Annotated in this window: 18 protein-coding genes; 3 read left to right on the top strand and 15 right to left on the bottom strand. The window is 72.6% G+C overall.

Annotation, left to right across the window (positions count from 1 at the left end; translation table 11 throughout):
- Positions 1 to 49 precede the first annotated feature (49 nt).
- Positions 50 to 937, bottom strand: a complete 888-nt coding sequence (locus ESG85_RS16105; protein ID WP_181019045.1) for a helix-turn-helix transcriptional regulator — start codon at positions 935 to 937, stop codon at positions 50 to 52.
- 144 nt (positions 938 to 1,081) lie between these two features.
- Between ESG85_RS16105 and ESG85_RS16100 the strand changes: the two genes are divergently transcribed.
- On the top strand, positions 1,082 to 2,503 hold the full coding sequence (locus ESG85_RS16100; RefSeq protein ID WP_128979857.1) for an MFS transporter: 1,422 nt from the start codon (positions 1,082 to 1,084) through the stop codon (positions 2,501 to 2,503).
- 67 nt (positions 2,504 to 2,570) lie between these two features.
- Here ESG85_RS16100 and ESG85_RS16095 read toward each other — a convergent pair whose 3' ends face one another.
- From ESG85_RS16095 to hrcA, 12 genes are all read right to left on the bottom strand, one after another.
- A complete protein-coding gene (locus ESG85_RS16095) occupies positions 2,571 to 2,924 on the bottom strand; it encodes an MmcQ/YjbR family DNA-binding protein (RefSeq protein ID WP_128979855.1) in 354 nt (117 codons plus the stop codon).
- Positions 2,921 to 4,228, bottom strand: a complete 1,308-nt coding sequence (locus ESG85_RS16090) for a hemolysin family protein (RefSeq protein ID WP_128979853.1) — start codon at positions 4,226 to 4,228, stop codon at positions 2,921 to 2,923. The genes ESG85_RS16095 and ESG85_RS16090 overlap by 4 nt, the downstream gene beginning before the upstream one ends.
- Positions 4,229 to 4,241: 13 nt before the next feature.
- Positions 4,242 to 4,739 carry an rRNA maturation RNase YbeY gene (gene ybeY / locus ESG85_RS16085; RefSeq protein ID WP_128979851.1) on the bottom strand — a complete coding sequence of 166 codons (498 nt, stop codon included), beginning with the start codon at positions 4,737 to 4,739 and terminating at the stop codon, positions 4,242 to 4,244.
- Between the two features lie 12 nt (positions 4,740 to 4,751).
- Positions 4,752 to 6,881: a PhoH family protein gene (locus tag ESG85_RS16080; RefSeq protein WP_128979849.1), complete on the bottom strand. Its 2,130-nt coding sequence runs from the start codon at positions 6,879 to 6,881 to the stop codon at positions 4,752 to 4,754.
- Positions 6,882 to 7,014: 133 nt separating this feature from the next.
- On the bottom strand, positions 7,015 to 8,118 hold the full coding sequence (locus ESG85_RS16075; protein ID WP_128979847.1) for a carbohydrate kinase family protein: 1,104 nt from the start codon (positions 8,116 to 8,118) through the stop codon (positions 7,015 to 7,017).
- A gap of 361 nt (positions 8,119 to 8,479) precedes the next feature.
- Positions 8,480 to 9,484, bottom strand: a complete 1,005-nt coding sequence (locus ESG85_RS16070) for an adenosine deaminase (RefSeq protein ID WP_128979845.1) — start codon at positions 9,482 to 9,484, stop codon at positions 8,480 to 8,482.
- 148 nt (positions 9,485 to 9,632) lie between these two features.
- Positions 9,633 to 10,535 carry a ribonuclease Z gene (locus ESG85_RS16065; RefSeq protein ID WP_128979843.1) on the bottom strand — a complete coding sequence of 301 codons (903 nt, stop codon included), beginning with the start codon at positions 10,533 to 10,535 and terminating at the stop codon, positions 9,633 to 9,635.
- Positions 10,536 to 10,565: 30 nt separating this feature from the next.
- The gene (locus ESG85_RS16060) at positions 10,566 to 10,925 is read right to left on the bottom strand and encodes a histidine triad nucleotide-binding protein (RefSeq protein WP_128980189.1); all 360 of its coding nucleotides are present in this window, start codon (positions 10,923 to 10,925) and stop codon (positions 10,566 to 10,568) included.
- Positions 10,926 to 11,184: 259 nt separating this feature from the next.
- Positions 11,185 to 11,928: a 16S rRNA (uracil(1498)-N(3))-methyltransferase gene (locus tag ESG85_RS16055; RefSeq protein ID WP_128979841.1), complete on the bottom strand. Its 744-nt coding sequence runs from the start codon at positions 11,926 to 11,928 to the stop codon at positions 11,185 to 11,187.
- Complete coding sequence (locus ESG85_RS16050) at positions 11,925 to 13,016, bottom strand: nitronate monooxygenase (protein WP_128979839.1); 1,092 nt, start codon at positions 13,014 to 13,016, stop codon at positions 11,925 to 11,927. The genes ESG85_RS16055 and ESG85_RS16050 overlap by 4 nt, the downstream gene beginning before the upstream one ends.
- 201 nt (positions 13,017 to 13,217) lie before the next feature.
- Positions 13,218 to 14,354 (bottom strand): molecular chaperone DnaJ, encoded by a 1,137-nt coding sequence (gene dnaJ / locus ESG85_RS16045; RefSeq protein ID WP_128979837.1) that lies wholly within the window; start codon positions 14,352 to 14,354, stop codon positions 13,218 to 13,220.
- Positions 14,355 to 15,374, bottom strand: a complete 1,020-nt coding sequence (gene hrcA, locus ESG85_RS16040) for a heat-inducible transcriptional repressor HrcA (protein ID WP_128979835.1) — start codon at positions 15,372 to 15,374, stop codon at positions 14,355 to 14,357.
- A 147-nt stretch (positions 15,375 to 15,521) separates the two neighbouring features.
- On the opposite strand from hrcA, the gene ESG85_RS16035 reads away from it, so the two are divergent.
- Both ESG85_RS16035 and ESG85_RS16030 read left to right on the top strand, forming a co-directional pair.
- A complete protein-coding gene (locus ESG85_RS16035; protein WP_128979833.1) occupies positions 15,522 to 16,247 on the top strand; it encodes an MBL fold metallo-hydrolase in 726 nt (241 codons plus the stop codon).
- A 172-nt stretch (positions 16,248 to 16,419) separates the two neighbouring features.
- The gene (locus ESG85_RS16030; RefSeq protein ID WP_128979831.1) at positions 16,420 to 17,223 is read left to right on the top strand and encodes a DUF3097 domain-containing protein; all 804 of its coding nucleotides are present in this window, start codon (positions 16,420 to 16,422) and stop codon (positions 17,221 to 17,223) included.
- A 389-nt stretch (positions 17,224 to 17,612) separates the two neighbouring features.
- On the opposite strand, the gene hemW is transcribed toward ESG85_RS16030, so the two are convergent.
- Positions 17,613 to 18,845 carry a radical SAM family heme chaperone HemW gene (gene hemW, locus ESG85_RS16025; RefSeq protein ID WP_128979829.1) on the bottom strand — a complete coding sequence of 411 codons (1,233 nt, stop codon included), beginning with the start codon at positions 18,843 to 18,845 and terminating at the stop codon, positions 17,613 to 17,615.
- Between the two features lie 159 nt (positions 18,846 to 19,004).
- A complete protein-coding gene (locus ESG85_RS16020; protein ID WP_128979827.1) occupies positions 19,005 to 20,882 on the bottom strand; it encodes an AMP-dependent synthetase/ligase in 1,878 nt (625 codons plus the stop codon).
- Positions 20,883 to 20,954: the final 72 nt, after the last annotated feature.

The following is a 20,954-nucleotide window of genomic DNA, read 5'->3' as shown; positions in this document are numbered from 1 at the left end:
GTGAGCGGAAACAGAAGGAACCACCGGCGGCGCGGACCGGGCCCGGTCCTCAGCCCGCCACCGGGTACATCGCCCCGCGCCGGCCCTCCGGCGACGTCAGCCATTCCAGCTTCGCCGCCGTGTCGGCCTCCGGGAGCGGGGTGTGCAGCACGATCACCAGGTCGGGGCGGGCCGGTACGCGGAGCTGGGTGGCCTCCACGTGCAGCGGACCGACCAGCGGATGCTCCAGGACCTTGCGGGTCTGGCCGCCCGGCATGACGTCCCGCCGCTCCCACAGCTCCGTGAACTCGGCGCTGGCCGCCTTCGCCTCCTCGACCACCTCACGGAAGCCGTCGTCGTCCGGCCGCTCCGAGCAGGCGGCCCGGAACTGGGCGACGACCATGGGCGCCAGCTCCTCCCAGTGGCTGGACCGGGAACGGTAGATCGGGTCGGTGAAGAACGAGATCAGGCAGTTCTGGACGATCTCCGGCCGCAGCCCGAGGACGAACGACGCCGCGTCGTTGTACATGACGGTGTTCCAGTACGCGTCCATGATGTGCGCCGGGAACGGCATCCACGCGTCGATCAGCCGGCGCAGCCCGTTGCACATGTCCGCGGACCGCGGATCGACCTCCGGCGCGGGCGGGTTGAGGCCCGCGAGGACGTACAGGTGGCGCCGCTCGGCGGGGCTCAGCCGCAGCACCCTCGCGACGGAGTCGAGCACCTGCGGGGAGACGGTGATGTCACGTCCCTGCTCCAGCCACTGGTACCAGGAGACCCCGACGCCGGCGAGGACGGCGACCTCCTCGCGCCGCAGCCCCGGCGTGCGGCGCCGGGCGCCGCCGTCGGGCAGACCGGCCTCGGCCGGTGTCACGCGGGCCCGACGGTTCATCAGGAACTCGCGCAGTTCGGCGAGTCGGTGGGCCTTGCCGTCGGTGCTCTCCAGCGCCGTCGCCACGTGTGCTTCCTCCCCCTGGATGCCCGGTGTGGTGCCTGGTCGTGCCTGGTCGTGCCTGGTGGTGCCTGGTGGTGCCTGGTGGTGCGACCAACAGGATAAGTTCCCGCTCCCCACGGAGATTCCCGCGCCGCGAGAGTCGTGGCCATGGCAACCGTCACCTCCCCCGAGATCTCCCCCACGTCCTCCCCCGACGACACGTCCCCGAAGACCGCCCCGGCGCTCACCGGCCGCGCCCGGCTCATCCTCCTCGTGCTGTGCGCCGCCCAGTTCATGGTGTCGCTGGACTTCTCCGTCCTGAACGTGGCCCTCCCCGCGCTCGGCGCGGACCTCGGCCTCAGCACCTCCGCGCTCCAGTGGGCGGTCACCGCCTTCGCCCTGCCGTCCGGCGGCTTCCTGCTGCTGTCCGGCCGGATCGGCGACCTCTACGGACGCAAGAAGCTGTTCCTCACCGGCCTCGCGCTCTTCGGCGCGGCCTCGCTGCTGGCCACGTTCGCCTGGAGCCCGGCGTCGTTCCTCACCGGACGTGCCCTGCAGGGCCTCGGCGCGGCGGCGATCGTGCCGACCGGCATGGCGCTGCTGACCACCACCTTCCCCGAGGGCCCGCAGCGCGATCGGGCGCTCGGCATCTCCGGGACCGTCCTGTCGCTGGGCTTCACCATCGGCATGGTCCTCGGCGGCGTCATGACCGACACGTTCGGCTGGCGCTCCACCATGGGCCTGCTCGCCCTGTTCAGCGCGCTGGTGCTGCCCTTCGCCCCGGGCCTGCTGCCCGAGTCCCGCACTCCCGAGCGGCCCCGACTCGACGTGCCGGGCGCGGTGACCGTCACCGGCGGTCTGCTGTCCCTGATCTACGCCCTGTCGACGGCGGCCCAGCGCGGCTTCGGCGGCACGGACGTGCAGATCACCCTGGTGGCGGGCGTGGCCCTGCTGGTGGCCTTCGTCGTCGTCGAGTCGCGGCACGAGTCCCCGCTGGTGTCGCTGCCGATGCTGAAGCGGCGCACGGTCGCCTTCGGCAACCTGGGCGGACTCGTCACCTTCGCGATGATGTCGACGGTCGTCTTCGTCCTGACCCTCTACCTGCAGGAGACGCTGGGCCTCTCCGGCTTCCAGACCGGTCTGGTCTTCGGCGTCCAGGGCGTGCTGTCGGTCCTCGCCGGCTCCTTCGCCGCGAAGGTGATCGGCCGGATCGGCGCCCGCCGCACCCTGGTCCTCGGCCTCGCCGGCCAGGGCCTGCTCACCGCCGCGCTGCTCGCCGTCGGCGCGGACTCCGGCGCCGTCCTGGCGACGGTCGCGGTCTCGCTGGCCTCCATGTGCCACCTGGCCGCGATCATCTCGTACGGCGTGACCGTCACCTCCGGCGTCCCGGACGAGGAGCAGGGCCTGGCCACCGGTCTGGTGACCACGACCCAGCAGGTCGGCCTCACCGTCGGCATCCCGCTGCTCGGCGTCCTCGCCACGACCGGCGACAGCCTGTACGGGGGCGTGCGCACGGTGCTCGCGCTGGACGCGGCGATCGTCCTGGCGGCGGCCGTCCTGGTCGCCCTCGGTCTGCGGCGCACCAGGTGAACCACGCCGTCGCGGGACGGGGGCCGGGCCGGCCGGGTCAGGGCCGGCCGGGTCAGGGCCGGCCGGGTCAGGGCCGGTCGAGGCGGAGCCGTACCGCCTTCGGCAGGCCGGCGACGACCAGGTCGTACGAGTCCTCGACCAGCTCCCGGACCGTCCGGTCCGGGAGCTCCGGCACGGTCACGGTGTTCCAGTGCCGCTTGTTCATGTGGTAGCCGGGTGCGATCGCCGGATGCCCCTCGCGGAGCCGTACGGCGTCGTCCGGATCGCACTTGAGGTTGACGCTCAGCGGCTCGGCGTCCAGCCGCGACAGCGCGAACATCTTCCCGGCGACCTTGAACACCGAGGTGTCCGGGCCGAACGGGAACTCCTCCGTCGCGTCGTTGAAGTCCAGGCAGAACGCGCGCAGCTGGTCGGGCGTCACCGCTCCGCCCCCTCCTCCTCGCCGGTCTTCCCGAGCGGTTCGACGAGCACCGTCACGATCTTGTTCCGGCGGCCGGCCGGGGACTCGGCGGTGAGCCGCAGGGTCCGCCCGTCGGGCAGTTCGACGACGGCGTGGGCGCCGGCGATCGGCACCCGGCCGAGGGCCTTGGCGAGCAGTCCGCCGACGGTCTCCACGTCCTCGTCGTCGTACTCGTCGGGGCCGAAGCCGTAGAGCTCGCCGAGGTCGCCGATGTCGAGGCGGGCGGTGACCCGGTAGCGGTCCTCGCCGAGCTCCTCCACGGGCGGCAGCTCCCGGTCGTACTCGTCGGTGATCTCGCCGACGATCTCCTCCAGGATGTCCTCGATGGTGACGATCCCGGCCGTGCCGCCGTACTCGTCGATGACGACGGCGACGTGGTTGCGCTCCTGCTGCATCTCGCGCAGCAGGTCGCCCGCGTTCTTGGTGTCGGGCACGAAGGCCGCCGGGCGCATGGTCGTGGAGACCACGTCCGACTCGGCGTCCCGGTTGATGTGCGTCTTGCGGACCAGGTCCTTCAGATACACGATGCCGACGATGTCGTCCTCGTTCTCGCCGGTCACCGGGATGCGCGAGAAGCCGGAGCGCAGCGCCAGGGTGAGGGCCTGGCGGACGGTCTTGTAGCGCTCGATGCAGACGAGGTCGGTGCGCGGCACCATCACCTCGCGCACCAGGGTGTCGCCGAGCTCGAAGACCGAGTGCACCATGCGGCGCTCCTCGTCCTCGATCAGCGACTCCTGCTCGGCGAGGTCGACCATGGCCCGCAGCTCGGCCTCGGACGCGAAGGGGCCCTTGCGGAAGCCCTTGCCGGGCGTGACCGCGTTGCCGATGAGGATGAGCAGCTGCGGGATCGGACCCATGATCCGGGCCAGCGGCAGCAGCACGTACGCGGCTGCGGTCGCCGTGTTCAGCGGGTGCTGGCGCCCGATGGTGCGCGGCGAGACGCCGACGGCGACGTACGAGACGAGCACCATCACGGCGATCGCGACGAGCAGCGCCTGCCAGGTCTCCGGGAACTCCTCCAGGCAGGCGTAGGTGACGAGGACGCCGGCCGCCATCTCGCAGGAGACCCGGACGAGCAGCGCCACGTTGAGGTAGCGGGTGGGGTCGGAGGCGACCTGCGCCAGCTTGTCCGCGCCGCGCCGCCCGGACCGTACGGCCTCGGCGGCGCGGAAGCTGGACACGCGGGCGATGCCCGCCTCGGCGCAGGCGGCGAGCCAGGCGACGATGACGAGGGCGACGGCTCCGAGGATCAGTTGTGCGCTCATGACCGGCCGGGGGTCAGGAGACGGTCGGCGCCGGCGACGGGCCGGTCAGGCCCCGCTCCGCGCGCCAGCCGTCCACGATGGCGGCCTGGAGACCGAACATCTCGGCCTTCTCGTCCGGCTCCTCGTGGTCGTAGCCGAGCAGGTGCAGCACTCCGTGGACGGTGAGCAGCTGGAGCTCCTCGTCCATGGAGTGCCGCGTCGGGGCGTCCTCGCCCTGCTTCTTCGCCACCTCGGGGCAGAGCACGATGTCGCCGAGGAGTCCCTGCGGGGGCTCCTCGTCGTCCTTCGACGGCGGACGCAGCTCGTCCATCGGGAAGGACATGACGTCAGTGGGGCCGGGCAGGTCCATCCACTGGATGTGGAGCTGCTCCATCGCCTCCGCGTCCACGACGATCACCGAGAGCTCGGAGAGCGGGTGGATGCGCATGCGCGCGAGCGCGTAGCGGGCGATGTCGAGGATCGCCTGCTCGTCGACCTCGGTGCCGGACTCGTTGTTGACGTCGATCGACATGTGCTGTTGCTTCTACTTCCCGTTGCGGCTCTCGCGACGGCCTTCGTTCCGGCCGTCGGTGCGGCCGTCGTTGCGGCTGTCGTACTTCTCGTACGCGTCGACGATACGGCCGACGAGCTTGTGCCGTACGACATCCTGCGACGTGAGCGTGGAGAAGTGCACGTCCGGGACCCCGTCCAGGATCTCCCGGACCTGGCGCAGACCGCTCTTCGTGCCGCCGGGCAGGTCGACCTGGGTGATGTCACCGGTGATGACGATCCTCGAGTCGAAGCCGAGGCGGGTGAGGAACATCTTCATCTGCTCGGGGTTCGTGTTCTGCGCCTCGTCGAGGATGATGAACGCGTCGTTGAGAGTGTTGTGCGTCAGCAGGTAGTCCTGCGTGACGTACAGCGAGTCCTCGGCCGCGACCTGGATGCAGACGGTCTCCTCGCGGCCGGCCGGCTCGATGGAGTCGATGAACCGCATGGGGCGTCCGCCACCGCCCGCCGCGCGGTAGCCGTCCCGCTTCCGGGCGAGCCGGAAGGGCTCGATGCCTTCGGGAAGACGGATGTCGACGACGTGGGCGTCCTGCTGGTGCCGCGCGGCGGCCGTGCCCTGGCGCCGGCCCTCAGCCTGAGGGCGCCGGGTGTACGCCACGCCACCCAGGGACCGCACCAGGTCGACCACATCGTCACGCAGGGCGGTCGACGTGGTCGTGTACGAGATGCGGCACGTGCCGTCCTGCTGCGCGCCCGGTCCGCCGTCGGAGTCGAGGAGCCCCTGCAACAGCGCCAGCCTGACCTCGGCGGAGTTGTACAGGTAGTCGTCCGGGACGAACCTCGTGTGCGCGCGCGTGCCCGAGGGGTCGAGCGTGCGCAGCATCCCCGTGACCGGGTTCTCCGCGGTGAGGACGCCGCCGCGGGCCGAGACCCCGTTCGGCACGTGGTCGGGGCCGCCCTCGGCACGCGCCACGACGCCGGACAGCGCCGCTTCGCGTGCGTGGGCGAGTTCGGGATCCCCGGTGGAGAACGACGTGGTGGGCCCGGTCAGGCAGCCGTCGCCCAGGAGCAGCCCCAGCGCGTACGGGTCCATGGGCACCTCCCGGTCCGGGAGGCGGACCGGCTCGGTCAGCATGGGCAGCTCGTAGCGGTGGGCGTGCCCCGCACGCAGCTTGCCGATCATCTCCTGGGTCTCCAGGACCCGCCACGGCTCGTCCGGCCGCTGATCGGCGGCCGCACGGACCGTCCACAAGTGCTCACCGCAGCACAGGGTCCAGGACCCGTCCTGCGCGGAGATCCGGTAGATGTCACGCTCGCCCTGCGGGTAGACACCGAGGACGGGAGTGGGCTCGCCGTCGGACCCGATGACGAGGTCGCCGACCTCGAGGGAGCCGATGGGGCGCCAGCCGTCCGGCGTCAGCACGTTCGTGAAGGTCGGCTGGGCCCGGCCCCGCATGTACGCGAGCGGCGCGACCTCGATGGTCCCGTTGGCCATGAGCTTGGGGATGGAGTCGGGGTCGAGCATGTCGTGCAGCGCGTCGTAGAGCGGGCGCAGGTACGGGTCGATCTTCTCGTAGAGCGTGCCGGGCAGGAAGCCGAGCCGCTCGCCCGCCTCGACGGCCGGCCGGGTCAGGATGATCCGGGTGACCTGCTTGGACTGCAGGGCCTGGACCGCCTTGGCCATGGCCAGATACGTCTTGCCGGTGCCGGCGGGGCCGATGCCGAACACGATCGTGTGCTTGTCGATGGCGTCGACGTAGCGCTTCTGGTTGAGCGTCTTGGGGCGGATGGTCCGGCCGCGGCTGGAGAGGATGTTCTGGGTGAGCACCTCGGAGGGCGTCTCGACCGCCGCTTCCCCGTTCTCGTCACGCAGCATCGCGATCGAACGTTCCACGGCATCCTCCGTCATCGGCTGACCGGTGCGGAGCACCAGCATCATCTCGTCGAACAGGCGCTGGATGACGGCGACTTCCTTCGCGTCACCGACCGCGCTGATCTCGTTTCCCCGTACGTGGATGTCCGTCGACGGGAAGGCGTCCTCGATCACGCGCAACAGGGAGTCGCCGGAACCGAGCACCATCACCATGGGGTGCTTGGCGGGGACCGTGAACTGGGCGCGTGCCTGCCCCGGCGCGAGGGCCTGGTCTGTGGGTGTCTGAGTCATGGGCCGGCACTGTGGCCTGCACATACCTCCTGTTGCAGGGTTCTCGCTGCTCGACAACCTCTCGGGTACCAAGCCTACGACTCGCCCCGGACATCACCGAAGCCTTTTCCGTGAAGGGCCCGGGGCATCCCGGTCAGGTGGCGGGCGCGGGCCGGAAGCCGATGGTGGGCACGGCGCGGCGCAGCGGCCACGGGCGGGCCGGGCGGTCCCGGAGCAGCCGCTCCAGGAAGGCGTAGCGGGCGCGCAGGGCGGCCGGGTCCTGGCACTCGTGGCCCTGGACCCGCTGCCACCAGGCGGCGATCTCGCCCCAGGTCGGCGCGGACAGCGAGCCGCCGAACTCCTGGACGGACAGCGCGGCGGTGAGCCCGGCGAAGGCGAGCCGGTCGGCGAGCGGCCAGCCGGCCAGGGTCCCGGTGACGAATCCGGCGACGAAGACGTCGCCCGCACCGGTCGGATCGAGCGCGGAGACCTGGATGGCGGGCACCTCGGCGGTCTCGCCGGTGGCGCCGTCGACCGCGTAGGCACCCTCGGAACCGAGCGTGACCACGGCGTAGCGCACCTTGTCGGCGAGCGCGCGGGCGGCGGCACGGGGACAGTCGGTGCGGGTGTAGCGCATCGCCTCGGCGGCGTTGGGCAGGAAGGCCTCGCAGTGCCGGAGGTCGGCGAGTCCGGCGAGGTCCCACCGCCCGGTGTCGTCCCAGCCGACGTCGGCGAAGACCTTGGCGCCGCTGCGGGCGGCCCTGGCCACCCACTCCTCGCTGCGCCCGGGCACGAGGGAGGCGACGGCGGCGCGGGCGTGCGGCGGGTAGGCGGGGAGTGCGCCGTCGAGGGGCGGCGCGGCGTGGCCGTGCGACACCATGGTGCGCTCGCCCTCGTAGGCCATGGAGACGGTCACGGGCGAGTGCCACCCGGGCACCGTCCGCGACAGCGAGAGGTCGATCCCCTCGCCCTGTTCGAGGGCGTCCCAGCAGTACTCGCCGTAGTGGTCGTCACCGAACGCGGCGGCGAGCGAGGTGCGCAGACCGAGCCGGGCGAGGGCGGTGGCCATGTTGGCGACGCCGCCGGGGCTGGAGCCCATGCCGCGGGCCCAGGACTCGGTGCCGCGGACGGGGGCGGAGTCGAGGCCGGTGAAGATGATGTCGAGGAAGACCGTGCCGGTGAGGAAGACGTCACAATCGGGGTCGGTGGGCTCGCGCAGGCACACCAGGGGGTCGACGTCGGTGTCGCGTTCGGTCACGGCAGGCTCCCCGGTCGTGGTGCGGCGGATCGGCACGTGGTGCTGGTTTTGACAGTGTGCCCGAAGGGGACGGTGAGACGAACGTGTCGCAACGAGTTCGCCACGTCGGCCCGCGGAGTGCCCGGTATCCATGGTGCCGCGCCGCAGTGGATCACCGGGGCTCCGTCTCACTGCGGTGTCCGGTGAGTGGAACGCGAGGAGCCGTCCAGCCCCCCACGCGCGAGGCTTACGGCGAGCCTGACCACCGCCCCCGCCTGGCCGCCGGCGCCGTCTGTCCGCCGGCCCCGTCTGACCACCGGCCCGTCTGACCACCGACCGCCTGGCCACCGACCTGCCTGACCACCGCCCCGGCCGCGCCGGCTTACGCCCCGGCCGCGCCGAACTCGTACGCCTCGACCTCCGCCAGATACCGCTCCCGCCGCCCCTCGTCGTCCTCCAGGAACGACGCCAGGAAGGAATTCCGGGCGAGCGTCCTCAGCTCCTCCGGGCCGAGCCCCAACGCCGCCCGCACCGCGTCGAAGTTGTCGCCCGCGTACCCGCCGAAGTACGCCGGGTCGTCGGAGTTGACCGTCGCCACGAGCCCGGCGTCCAGCATCGTCCGCAGCGGGTGCGCCTCCAGGACGTCGACGGCCCGCAGCCGTACGTTCGACAGCGGGCACAGCGTCAGCGGCACCCGTTCGCGGACCAGGCGCTCGACGAGCGAGGGGTCCTCCAGGCAGCGCAGGCCGTGGTCGACGCGCTCCACGCCCAGCACGTCGAGCGCCTCGCGGACGTACTCCGGAGGGCCTTCCTCGCCCGCGTGGGCGACGCGCCGCAGGCCGAGCCGCGCGGCCTCCTCGTACACCTCGCGGAACGTCACCGGCGGATGCCCGACCTCCGCGGAGTCCAGGCCCACCCCGGTGATCCGGCCGAGGTACGGCTTCGCGGCCTCCAGCGTGGCCATCGCGGACGCGGCCGGCTCGTCGCGCAGGAAGCACATGATGAGCCGGGTGGAGACCCCGTGCCGCTCCTCCGCGCGGTCGAGCGCCGCGCCGAGCCCCTCCACGACCACGCCCATCGGCACGCCCCGGGCGATGTGCGCCTGCGGGTCGAAGAAGATCTCGGCGTGCCGCACGCCCTGCTCCGCCGCCCGCGCCAGATAGGCGTCGGCGAGTTCGGTGAAGTCGTCCGCGGTGCGCAGCACCGCCATCAGCCCGTAGTACAGGTCCAGGAAGGACTGCAGGTCACTGAAGCGGTACGCCTCGCGCAGCGCGGCCGTGTCGGCGTACGGCAGGGGCACGCCGTTGCGCTCGGCGAGGGCGAAGGCGAGCTCGGGTTCGAGGGTGCCTTCGATGTGGAGGTGGAGTTCGGCCTTGGGTACGGGCATGATCGCCGGTCCGTCCGTGCTTCTTCGGGGTGCGGGGTGCGGGAAGGGGGTCTCGCCCGGTGCGCCGGTGCGCGGTGCATCTGTACGACGTCGGTGCGTCGGTGCACCTGTACGACGTCGGTGCGCCGGTACGGGCTCCGTGCGGGCCCTATCGCTTCGGTACCGGAATCCTCATCAGGTCCTGCGCGATGCTCAGCTCCCCCTCGAACCCGGCCGCCCGCGCCTGCCGTTCGAACTCCCCGGGATCGGCGTACCGCTGCGAGAAGTGCGTCAGGACGAGGTGCCGCACACCCGTGTCCCGGGCGACCGCGGCGGCCTGGCCGGCCGTCAGGTGCCCGTGGTCCACGGCGAGCTGCACGTCCTCGTCGAGGAAGGTCGACTCGATGACGAGCATGTCCGCGCCCTCGGCGAGCGCGTACACGCCGTCGCACAGCCGGGTGTCCATGACGAACGCGAACCGCTGCCCGCGCCGCACCTCGCTCACGTCCTCCAGCGTGACGCCGTTCAGGGCGCCGTCCCGCTGGAGCCGGCCCACGTCGGGGCCCGCGATGCCGTGCGCGGCCAGCCGTTCGGGCAGTATGCGGCGCCCGTCCGGCTCGGTGAGCCGGTAGCCGTAGGACTCCACGGGGTGCGAGAGCCGGCGCGCGTCGAGCGCGAACGCGCCGGTGACGGCGAGCGGCCCGTCGGCGGTCACCGGCGCCTCGGTGAGCTTCACCGTCTCGCGGTAGGCCGTGGCGTACCGCAGCCGCTCGAAGAAGCGCTGCCCGCTCGCCGGATAGTGCGCGGTGACCTGGTGCGGCACCTGGTCGAGGTTGATCCTCTGGATCACCCCGGCCAGACCGAGCGAGTGGTCGCCGTGGAAGTGCGTGACGCAGATCCGGTTCAGGTCGTGCGCGGCGACCCCGGCCCTGAGCATCTGCCGCTGGGTGCCCTCGCCGGGGTCGAAGAGGATGCCGTGGCCGTCCCAGCGCAGCAGGTAGCCGTTGTGGTTGCGGTGCCGGGTCGGGACCTGGCTGGCCGTGCCGAGGACGACCAGTTCGCGTACGGACAAGGGTGCTTACTCCGTCCGGTCCGTCCGGGCCTATCCGGGCGGCCAGTTGAGGCCACGGCCGCCGAGGACGTGGGCGTGGGCGTGGAAGACGGTCTGCCCGGCGCCGGCCCCGGTGTTGAACACGATCCGGAACCCGCTGCCGTCGACCTTCTCCTGCGCCGCGACCTCGCCGGCCTCGCGCAGTATGTCGGCGGCGACGGTGGGCGCGGCGGCGGCGAGGGAGGCGGCGTCCGGGTAGTGCAGGCGCGGGATGACCAGGACGTGGGTCGGCGCCTGCGGGTTGATGTCGCGGAACGCGAGGGTCGTCTCCGTCTCGCGCACGATCGTCGCGGGGACCTCCCCTCCCACGATCCTGCAGAACAGGCAGTCGCTCTGCGGCTCTCCGGCCATGGCCCGGGCCTCCTCGCCTCCGTCGGTCATCCGTACACGCGCATGTTATCGGTGCGGTCGGACACCGCTCACGACCGGCGGGCCGGTGGCCGGCGCCGTACGGCGGCGGCTCACGACGTGCGTGATGGCCGGGGCCGTACGCCCGGGGCCGTACGCCCGGGGCCGTACGCCCGGGGCCGTACGCCCGGGGCCGTACGCCTGCCGGTTCGTACGGCCGGCGGTCCCGGGGCCCGGCCCGGCGGCGTCCGCGCCGCGCCGCTCAGGACCAGCGGCCGGTGCGTCCCAGGACCAGTGCCGCGGCCGCCGTACCCGCCGTGGAGGTGCGGAGCACGCTCGGCCCGAGGCGGTACGGCCGGGCGCCGGCCGCCTCGAACAGCACCAGCTCCTCCGGCGACACGCCGCCTTCGGGCCCGACGACGAGCACGATCGAGCCGCGCTCCGGCAGTTCGGCGGTCGCCAGGGCGCCGCTCGGGTGGTCGCGGTCCTCGTGCAGCACGGCGGCGAAGTCGGCCTCCGCGAGGAACGCGGCGACCTGCTTGCCCGTCATGAGTTCGGCGACCTCCGGGAAGCGGGTGCGGCGCGACTGCTTGCCCGCCTCGCGGGCGGTCGCCCGCCACTTCGCGAGCGCCTTCAGGCCGCGCTCGCCCTTCCACTGGGTGATGCAGCGCGACGCCGCCCACGGCACGATCGCGTCCACGCCCGTCTCGGTCATGGTCTCGACGGCCAGCTCGCCGCGGTCGCCCTTGGGGAGGGCCTGGACGACGGTGATCCGGGGCGCGGGCTCGGGCTCCTCGTGGACGGCGGTGACGTCGACCGTCAACTGGTCCTTGCCCTCGGCGGCGGTGACCACGCACGCGGCCCAGCCGCCCCGCCCGTCGGTGAGCACCAGCTCCTCCCCGGCGCGCAGCCTCTTCACGGACACGGCGTGCCGGCCCTCGGCTCCGTCGAGGAGGAAACCTCCGGGGCCGGGGACGGTGTCGACGACGAAGACGGGTGCGGTCATGTGGGGTTCCTTCGGACGAGATCGTGGAGCGCGGTGCCGAGCTCGGCGGCCAGGACCTCGACGAGCCGGCCGGCCGGCAGTTCGCGGGCGAGTCGGTGGCCCTGCCCGGCCCACAGGGCCATGCCCTGCGGGTCCCCGGCGGTCGCGGCGGCCTTGCGCAGCGGGGCGGTGAGGTGGTGGACCTCGGGGTAGGCGGCGGGGGCGTAGGGGCCGTGCTCGCGCAGGAAGCGGTTCACCAGTCCGCGCGCCGGCCGCCCGGAGAACGCCCGGGTGAGCTCGGTGTGGGTGAACAGCGGATCGGTCAGTGCCCGCTTGTGCAGCGGATGGGCGCCGGACTCGGGACAGACCAGGAACGCGGTGCCGAGCTGGGCGGCGTCGGCGCCCGCCGCGAGGACGGCGGCGATCTGCCGGCCGCGCATGATCCCGCCGGTGGCGACGATCGGCAGCCGGACGTGCTCGCGGACCTCGGCGAGCAGCGCGAGCAGCCCGCGACCGCCCCCGCCGGTTCCGGCGGCCCCGCAGGCCGGATCGTCGCGGTGGGTGCCCTGGTGTCCGCCCGCCTCGACGCCCTGCACGCAGATCGCGTCCGCGCCGGCGCGCTCGGCGGTCCGGGCCTCCTCGACGGAGGTGACGGTGACGATCGTGAACGTGCCGGCCCGGGCGAAGGCGTGGAGCGCGTCGCGGTCGGGGCAGCCGAAGGTGAAGGAGACGACCGGCACGGGGTCGTCGAGCAGGATCGCCACCTTGGCGTCGTACGCGTCGTCCCGGCCCTGGTCCGGGTCGCCGAGCCCGGTCTCGTACCAGCCGGACTCGCCGGCCAGCTGGTGGCGGTACACCTCGACGGCGGCGCGGTCGGCGGACTGCCCGACGGGCGGCATGAAGAGGTTGACGCCGAAGGGCCGTGCGGTGAGTGCGCGGACCTGCTTGATCTCCTGGTAGAGCCCGCCGGCGGTCTTGTACCCGCCGGCCAGGAACCCGAGCGCCCCCGCCTCGCAGACGGCGCCGACGAGCTGCGGGCAGGAGGGGCCACCGGCCATGGGGGCCTGCACGATCGGATGACGCGAGAGATCGTTCAGTGCGGTGGACATGCAGGCATCGTGCCATGCCACGCAGGCGCCACCGAAACGCGAAGGACGCCCCGCACAAGTGCGGGACGCCCTTCACGGAACGTACCGGCAGAGCGCCTACCGCCCGTTGAACGCATCCTTCAACCGCGAGAACAGCCCCTGCTGCCCCGGCTGACAGTGCCTGCCCGGGGGACGACCCCCGGACCCCCGGCAGAGCGGCGCCTACCGTCCGTTGAACGCATCCTTCAACCGCGAGAACAGGCCCTGCTGCCCCGGCTGGAACTGTCCCTGCGGGCGCTCCTCGCCGCGGAGCTCGGACAGCTCGCGCAGCAGGCGTTCCTGCTCCGGGTCGAGCTTCGTCGGGGTCTGGACCTCGACGTGCACGATCAGGTCGCCGCGGCCGTTGCCGCGGAGGTGGGTGACGCCGCGGCCGTGCAGCGGGATCGACTGGCCGGACTGGGTGCCCGGACGGATGTCGACGTCCTCCAGCCCGTCGAGGGTCTGGAGCTGCACCTTCGTGCCGAGCGCGGCCGCCGTCATCGGCAGCGTCACCGTGCAGTGCAGGTCGTCGCCGCGCCGCTGGAAGACCTCGTGCGGGGTCTCGTGGATCTCCACGTACAGGTCGCCGGCCGGACCGCCGCCCGGGCCGACCTCGCCCTCGCCGGCCAGCTGGATCCGGGTGCCGTTGTCGACACCGGCCGGGATCTTGACCGTGAGCGTGCGGCGGGAACGGACCCGGCCGTCGCCCGCGCACTCCGGGCACGGGGTCGGGACGACGGTGCCGAAGCCCTGGCACTGCGGGCAGGGCCGGGAGGTCATGACCTGGCCCAGGAAGGACCGGGTGACCTGGGAGACCTCGCCACGGCCGCGGCACATGTCACAGGTCTGCGCGGAGGTGCCGGGCGCGGCGCCCTCGCCCGAGCAGGTGGTGCAGACGACGGCCGTGTCGACCTGGATGTCCTTGGTGGTGCCGAAGGCCGCCTCGTCGAGGGTGATCTCCAGACGGATCATCGCGTCCTGGCCGCGCCGGGTGCGCGAGCGCGGGCCGCGCTGGGACGCCGTTCCGAAGAAGGCGTCCATGATGTCCGAGAAGTTGCCGAAGCCGCCCGCGCCGAAGCCACCGGCCCCGCCGCCGCCCGAGCTGGACAGGGGATCGCCGCCGAGGTCGTAGACCTGCTTCTTCTGCGGGTCCGACAACACCTCGTACGCGGCGTTGATCTCCTTGAACCGCTCCTGCGTCTTCGGGTCCGGGTTCACGTCCGGGTGAAGCTCGCGGGCGAGCCGGCGGAAGGCCTTCTTGATCTCGTCCTGGGACGCGTCTCGGCGCACGCCGAGTACGGCGTAGTAGTCCGTGGCCACTTACGACTCCGCCAGGATCTGTCCGACGTAACGTGCCACTGCGCGTACCGCTCCCATCGTTCCGGGGTAGTCCATGCGGGTCGGTCCGACCACGCCGAGTTTGGCGACTGCCTCGCCGCCGGAACCGTAGCCGACCGAGACGACGGACGTGGAGGTCAGGCCCTCGTGGCCGTTCTCGTGCCCGATGCGTACGGTCATGCCGGATTCCTTGGCCTCGCCGAGCAGCTTGAGCAGCACCACGTGCTCCTCGAGAGCTTCAAGGACGGGCCTGATCGTGAGGGGGAAGTCATGTCCGAAGCGGGTCAGATTGGCGGTTCCGCCGATCATCAGCCGCTCCTCCTGCTCCTCCACCAGGGTTTCGAGCAGGGTCGCGAGCACGGTCGAGACCGTGCCGCGGTCCTCCGTGTCCTCGAAGGACTCGGGCAGGTCCTGCACCAGCTGCGGCACGTCCGCGAAGCGGCGGCCGACGACGCGGCTGTTCAGCCGGGCCCGCAGATCGGCGAGGGAGGCCTCGCCGAAGGGCGCCGGGCAGTCGATCACCCGCTGCTCGACCCGGCCGGTGTCGGTGATCAGCACCAGCATCAGCCGGGCGGGCGCCAGCGACAGCAGTTCCACGTGCCGGACCGTCGAACGGGTCAGCGAGGGGTACTGCACGACCGCGACCTGCCGGGTCAGCTGCGCGAGCAGCCGGACCGTGCGGCCGACGACGTCGTCGAGGTCGACGGCTCCGTCGAGGAAGTTGTGGATCGCCCGCCGCTCGGGCGTCGACAGGGGCTTGACCCCGGCCAGCCGGTCCACGAACAGCCGGTAGCCCTTGTCGGTGGGGATGCGTCCGGCGCTGGTGTGGGGCTGGGCGATGTAGCCCTCCTCCTCGAGCACCGCCATGTCGTTGCGGACGGTGGCGGGCGAGACGCCCAGCTTGTGCCGCTCGGTGAGCGCCTTGGAGCCGACCGGCTCCTCCGTCCCGACGTAGTCCTGGACGATGGCGCGCAGCACCTCGAGCCTGCGTTCACTGAGCATCGCGCGCACCTCCAGCTGTCGTTCCGGTTCCGGTTGCTCCGGTTTTGGCACTCGCCCTGTTCGAGTGCCAGGAATCCCCCGGCCAGTGTACGGCGGCGTACATCGCTCCTGGCAAGGAGGCGGGCTCGGAGCGGTTAGCGTCACGTCATGGACATCGATTGGGAAGCACAGGGGTGGGAGCGGCTGGGGAACGGCGTGGGGAGGTGCCGGCTGGCGGGCTGGGACTGCACGTCGGGCCTGGTCATCGGGCGGGACGCGGTGCTCCTGTACGACACGGGGGCCACGCTCGCGCAGGGCACCGAGCTGCGGAATCAGGTGACGGCGCTCACGGGCGGGCGGAGGGTGACGCATGTCGCACTGAGTCACCCGCATTTCGACCACGTGCTGGGGACGGCGGTGTTCGCGGACGCCGAGGTCTTCGGGGCGGTGGGCATGGACACGCTGCTGCCGCGGGAGCGTGAGGAGCTGCGCCGGGACGCGGTGAAGATGGGGGTGGACGAGCGGGAGGCGGCGGAGGCCGCCGAGGTCCTGGTGGCGCCGCGGCACACGGTGACCGGTGAGTGGACCCTGGACCTGGGCGGCCGCCAGGTCCTCCTCGCGAACGTCGGCCCGGGCCATTCGGGTCACGACCTTGCCGTGCTCGTCTCCGGGGAACGGGAGGTCGTCTTCTGCGGGGACCTGGTGGAGGAGTCGGGCGAGCCCCAGGCGGGCCCCGACGCGATCCCGTCCCGCTGGCCGGCCGCCCTCGACCGCCTGCTGTCCTTGGGCGGCGAGGACGCGGTATACGTGCCGGGGCACGGCGCGGTGGTGGACGCGGACTTCGTGCGACGTCAGCGCGACGAACTCGCCCGCCGCTTCGAGGTGTCGCCGTAGGTCCTGGTCGCCACCCTCCCGTCGTCCCCCTCCCGTCGCCACCCTCCCGTCGTCGCCCGGGCGGCGGACGCTCGGGCGGCGGACGCTCGGCGCCGGAAGGGGGCGGCGGCGCGCGGGACCTGACGTCCCCTCGGCTGCGCTTCCGCCGCCCTCACCGGGCAGAATCGTGCCCATGCGCAGCTACGACCCGGATCTGACGCCTCCTTGGAAGAAGTCGGCCCCCGTGCCGGAGGTCCCGGCGGACCCCGACCTCGTCGTGGAGGAGGTCACGACGGGCTTCTGCGGGGCGGTGATCCGCTGCGAGGCGGGCACGGTGACGCTGGAGGACCGCTTCGGCAAACACCGGGTCTTCCCGATGGAACCGCGCGGCTTCCTCCTGGAGGGCCGGGCCGTCACCCTGGTCCGCCCCGTCCGGCCCGCCGCGACCCGCCCCGCCCGTACGGCCTCCGGCTCGATCGCGGTCCCGGGCGCCCGGGCGCGGGTCGCCCGCGCCGGCCGCATCTACGTGGAGGGCCGCCACGACGCCGAGCTGGTGGAGCGGGTGTGGGGCGACGACCTGCGCATCGAGGGCGTGGTCGTCGAGTACCTGGAGGGCGTCGACGACCTCCCGGCAGTCGTCGCGGACTTCGCCCCCGGCTCGGACGCCCGGCTGGGCGTCCTCGTCGACCACCTGGTGACGGGCTCGAAGGAGTCCCGCATCGCCGCGCAGGTCACATCGCCCGACGTCCTGATCGTGGGCCACCCGTACATCGACGTCTGGCAGGCGGTGAAGCCTTCGTCGGTCGGCATCCCCGCCTGGCCGTCCGTCCCCCGGGGCCAGGACTGGAAGACGGGCGTCTGCCGCGCCCTCGGCTGGCCGGAGAACACGGGCGCCGCCTGGCAGCACATCCTGTCGAGGGTCCACTCCTACAAGGACCTGGAACCGGCCCTCCTGGGCCGCGTGGAAGAACTGATCGACTTCGTCACGGCCCCGTGACCACCCGACCGACCACCCCACCCCGACACCCCGCACAAGCCCCCCACACGACGGCGCGACGCCACCGCGTTCGCACCCCCGGGTGGACCCCGCACCCTGCTGGACGGTGCGGCCGTCGCACCTCCGCGTGAGCCGGGCCCGCTCTGCGGGGCGTGCGGGTGTCGCACACCTCCGGGTGGCCCCGCACCCGGCGGGACGGTGCGGTCGTCGCACCCCGCCGTGTGGGCGATCGTCCCGCGGGGCGGGACGGGTGGGCACACGGGACGGCGCGCTCAGCGGCGCCTGAGCGCCCCGCGCCTGCCCGCGCCACCGGGACGCCGCGCCGTATCGGTGACCGTGACCGTCACGGCACAGGAACGTCCTGGGCCCGGCGAGGGGCGACGCGCCGTCTAGTCCACCAGGTCCCGCACCACCGCGTCCGCCAGCAGCCGCCCGCGCAGGGTCAGGACCGCCCGCCCCGCGGCGTACGGCTCGGAGGCCAGGAGGCCGTCGCCGAGGGCCCGCCCGGCCGCGGCGAGGCCCGCCGGCTTGAGCAGGGCCAGCTCCACGCCCTCCCGCAGCCGCAGCTCCAGCAGGACCCGCTCGACCCTCCGGTCCTCCTCCGACAGGAGCTCGCGTCCGGCCCCGGGCGACTTCCCGGCGCCGAGGGCCGCCGCGTACGCGCCCGGGTGCTTGACGTTCCACCAGCGGACCCCGCCCACGTGGCTGTGGGCGCCCGGACCGGCGCCCCACCAGTCGGCGCCGCGCCAGTACAGCTCGTTGTGGAGGCAGCGGCCGGCGTCGGAGGTGGCCCAGTTGGAGACCTCGTACCACGCGAAGCCGGCTCCGGACAGCACCTCCTCCGCGATCAGGTACCGGTCGGCGTGCACGTCGTCGTCGGTCATGGGTATCTCGCCGCGCCGGATGCGCCGCGCCAGCTGCGTGCCCTCCTCGACGATCAGCGCGTAGGCGCTGACGTGGTCGGGTCCGGCGCCGATCGCCGCGTCGAGCGAGGCCCGCCAGTCGTCGTCGGACTCGCCGGGCGTGCCGTAGATGAGGTCCAGGTTGACGTGCTCGAAGCCCGCCGCCCGCGCCTCCGCGACGCACGCCTCGGGCCGTCCCGGCGTGTGGCTGCGGTCGAGGACCTTCAGGACGTGCTGCCGGGCGCTCTGCATGCCGAAGGAGATCCGGTTGAAGCCGCCTTCCCGCAGCGTGGCGAGATAGGCGGGGTCCACGGACTCCGGATTCGCCTCCGTCGTCACCTCGGCGTCGTCCGCGAGACCGAACTCCTCCCGGATGACCGACAGCATCGACACCAGGTCGGCCGCGTCGAGCAGCGTGGGCGTGCCGCCGCCGACGAAGACGGTCCGCACCGGCCGCGGGTCGTCGCCCAGGACCTTGCGCGCGAGCCGTATCTCCTCCGCGACCTGCCCCGCGTAGTTCTCCCGGGAGGCGAGCACGCCTCCCGCACCGCGCAGCTCGCTCGCGGTGTAGGTGTTGAAGTCGCAGTAACCGCACCGGGTGGCGCAGTACGGCACGTGCAGATAGAACCCGAGCGGTCGCTCCCCGGCGCCCTGCAGGGCGCTCGCGGGCAGCGCACCGTCCTCGGGCATGGGCTCGCCATCGGGCAGTACGGAAGGCATGAGGCCATTGTCCCGTACCGCCCGACAGCACCGCCGCGCCTGTGGACAACCTCCTGTGGAAAACCCCGCGCCGGGCCCCTGCCCGGCGCGGTACCCGCAGGTCAGGACCTCCGGGGCAGAGCCTCTCGGTCGGGCCCGTCCCGGTCAGGCCCGCCCTGGTCAGGCCTCCCGCGCTCCCGCGTACATCTCGTCGATCAGGTGCTGGTAGGTCCGCTCCACCACGGGCCGCTTCATCTTCAGGCTCGGGGTGAGCTCGCCGTGCTCGACGTCGAGGTCGCGCGGCAGGAGGCGGAACTTCTTGATGGTCTGCCAGCGCTGCAGGCCCTCGTTGAGGCGGGCGACGTAACCCTCGATGAGCTTCTCGGTCTGCGGGGCGGCGACGACCTCCGCGTACGACTTGCCGGCGAGGTCGTGTTCGGCGGCCCAGCCGAGGATGGACGGCTCGTCGAGGGCGATGAGCGCGGAGCAGTAGTTCCGGTCTGCGCCGAGCACCACGATGTTCGAGACGAACGGGCAGACGGCCTTGAACTGGCCCTCGATCTCCGTCGGCGCGATGTACTTGCCGCCGGAGGTCTTGAACAGGTCCTTCTTGCGGTCGGTGATCCGCAGGTAGCCGTCGGCGGACAGCTCGCCGATGTCACCGGTGTGGAACCAGCCGTCGGACTCCAGCACCTCGGCGGTCTTCTCCGGCAGGCCGTGGTAGCCCTCCATGATGCCGGGGCTGCGCAGCAGGATCTCGCCGTCGTCGGCGATGCGGACCTCGGTGCCGGGCAGCGGCTTGCCGACGGTGCCGGTGCGGTACGCCTCGCCCGGGTTGACGAAGGAGGCGGCGGAGGACTCCGTCAGGCCGTAGCCCTCCAGGATGTGGATGCCGGCGCCGGAGAAGAAGTAGCCGATCTCGGGCGCGAGGGCGACGGAGCCGGAGACGGCGGCGCGCAGCCGCCCGCCGAAGGCCTCGCGGAGCTTCTTGTAGACGAGCGCGTCGGCGACCTTGTGCTTGGCGGTGAGGCCGAAGGGCGCGGAGGCGGTGCCGGTGCGGCGGAAGTTGTCCTGGGTGACCTTGGCGTACTCGCGGGCGACGCCGACCGCCCACTGGAAGATCTTGTACTTCGCGCCGCCGCCCTCGCGGGCCTTGGCGGCCACGCCGTTGTAGACCTTCTCGAAGATCCGCGGCACGGCGGCCATGTAGGTGGGCTGCACGATCGGCAGATTGACGATGATCTTGTCGATGCGGCCGTCGACGGCGGTGACGTGACCGACCTCGATCTGGCCGGAGGTGAGCACCTTGCCGAAGACGTGGGCGAGCGGCAGCCACAGGTACTGGACGTCGTCCTTGGTGACCAGGCCGGTGGCGGCGATGGCCTTCGCCATGTACGACCAGCTGTCGTGCCGCAGCCGCACGCCCTTGGGGCGGCCGGTGGTGCCCGAGGTGTAGATGAGGGTGGCGAGCTGGTCCGCGGTGATCGCGGCGACGCGCTCCTTGACGACCTCGGGGTGCTTCTCCAGGTACGCCTTGCCGCGCGCCTCCAGCTCGGCGAGCGTGAGCACCCACTCGTCGGAGGTGTCCGCGCCCTCGGGGTCGATGACCACGACGTGGTGGAGGTCCGGGAGGTCGGCACGGCGCTCGACGGCCTTGGCGAGCTGGTCGGCGTTCTCCGCGATCAGCACGCGCGAGGCGGAGTCGGAGAGGATGAAGGCCGACTCCTCGGCGTTGGTCTGCGGGTAGACCGTGGTGACGGCGGCGCCGGCGCACATCACGCCGAGGTCGGCGAGGATCCACTCGACCCGGGTCGCGGAGGCGAGGGCGACCCGCTCCTCGGGCTCGACGCCGAGGTCGATCAGTCCGGCGGCGATGGCGTGGACCCGCTCGGCGGCCTGTGCCCAGCTGAGCGACTTCCAGTCGTCGGGCCCCTGCCCGGAAGCGGCGGGTACCGGATAGCGATAGGCCTCGGCGTCCGGGGTCCGCTCGACGCGCTCAAGAAAGAGCGCCGCCACGGACGGCGGCCGGTTCTCGATCAGGGTCTGTGTGTCGCTCATCGACGTCCTCCGGGCGGCGGCGGTGCGGTCAGGCGGTGCGGTCAGGCGGGGCGTACGCGCAAGGCGTGGCTG

This window comes from Streptomyces roseicoloratus (genome assembly GCF_004117935.1).
GTDB lineage: Bacteria > Actinomycetota > Actinomycetes > Streptomycetales > Streptomycetaceae > Streptomyces > Streptomyces roseicoloratus.
Note: the sequence above shows the minus strand (reverse complement) of the source record. Positions and strands in the feature narration are given on the sequence as shown.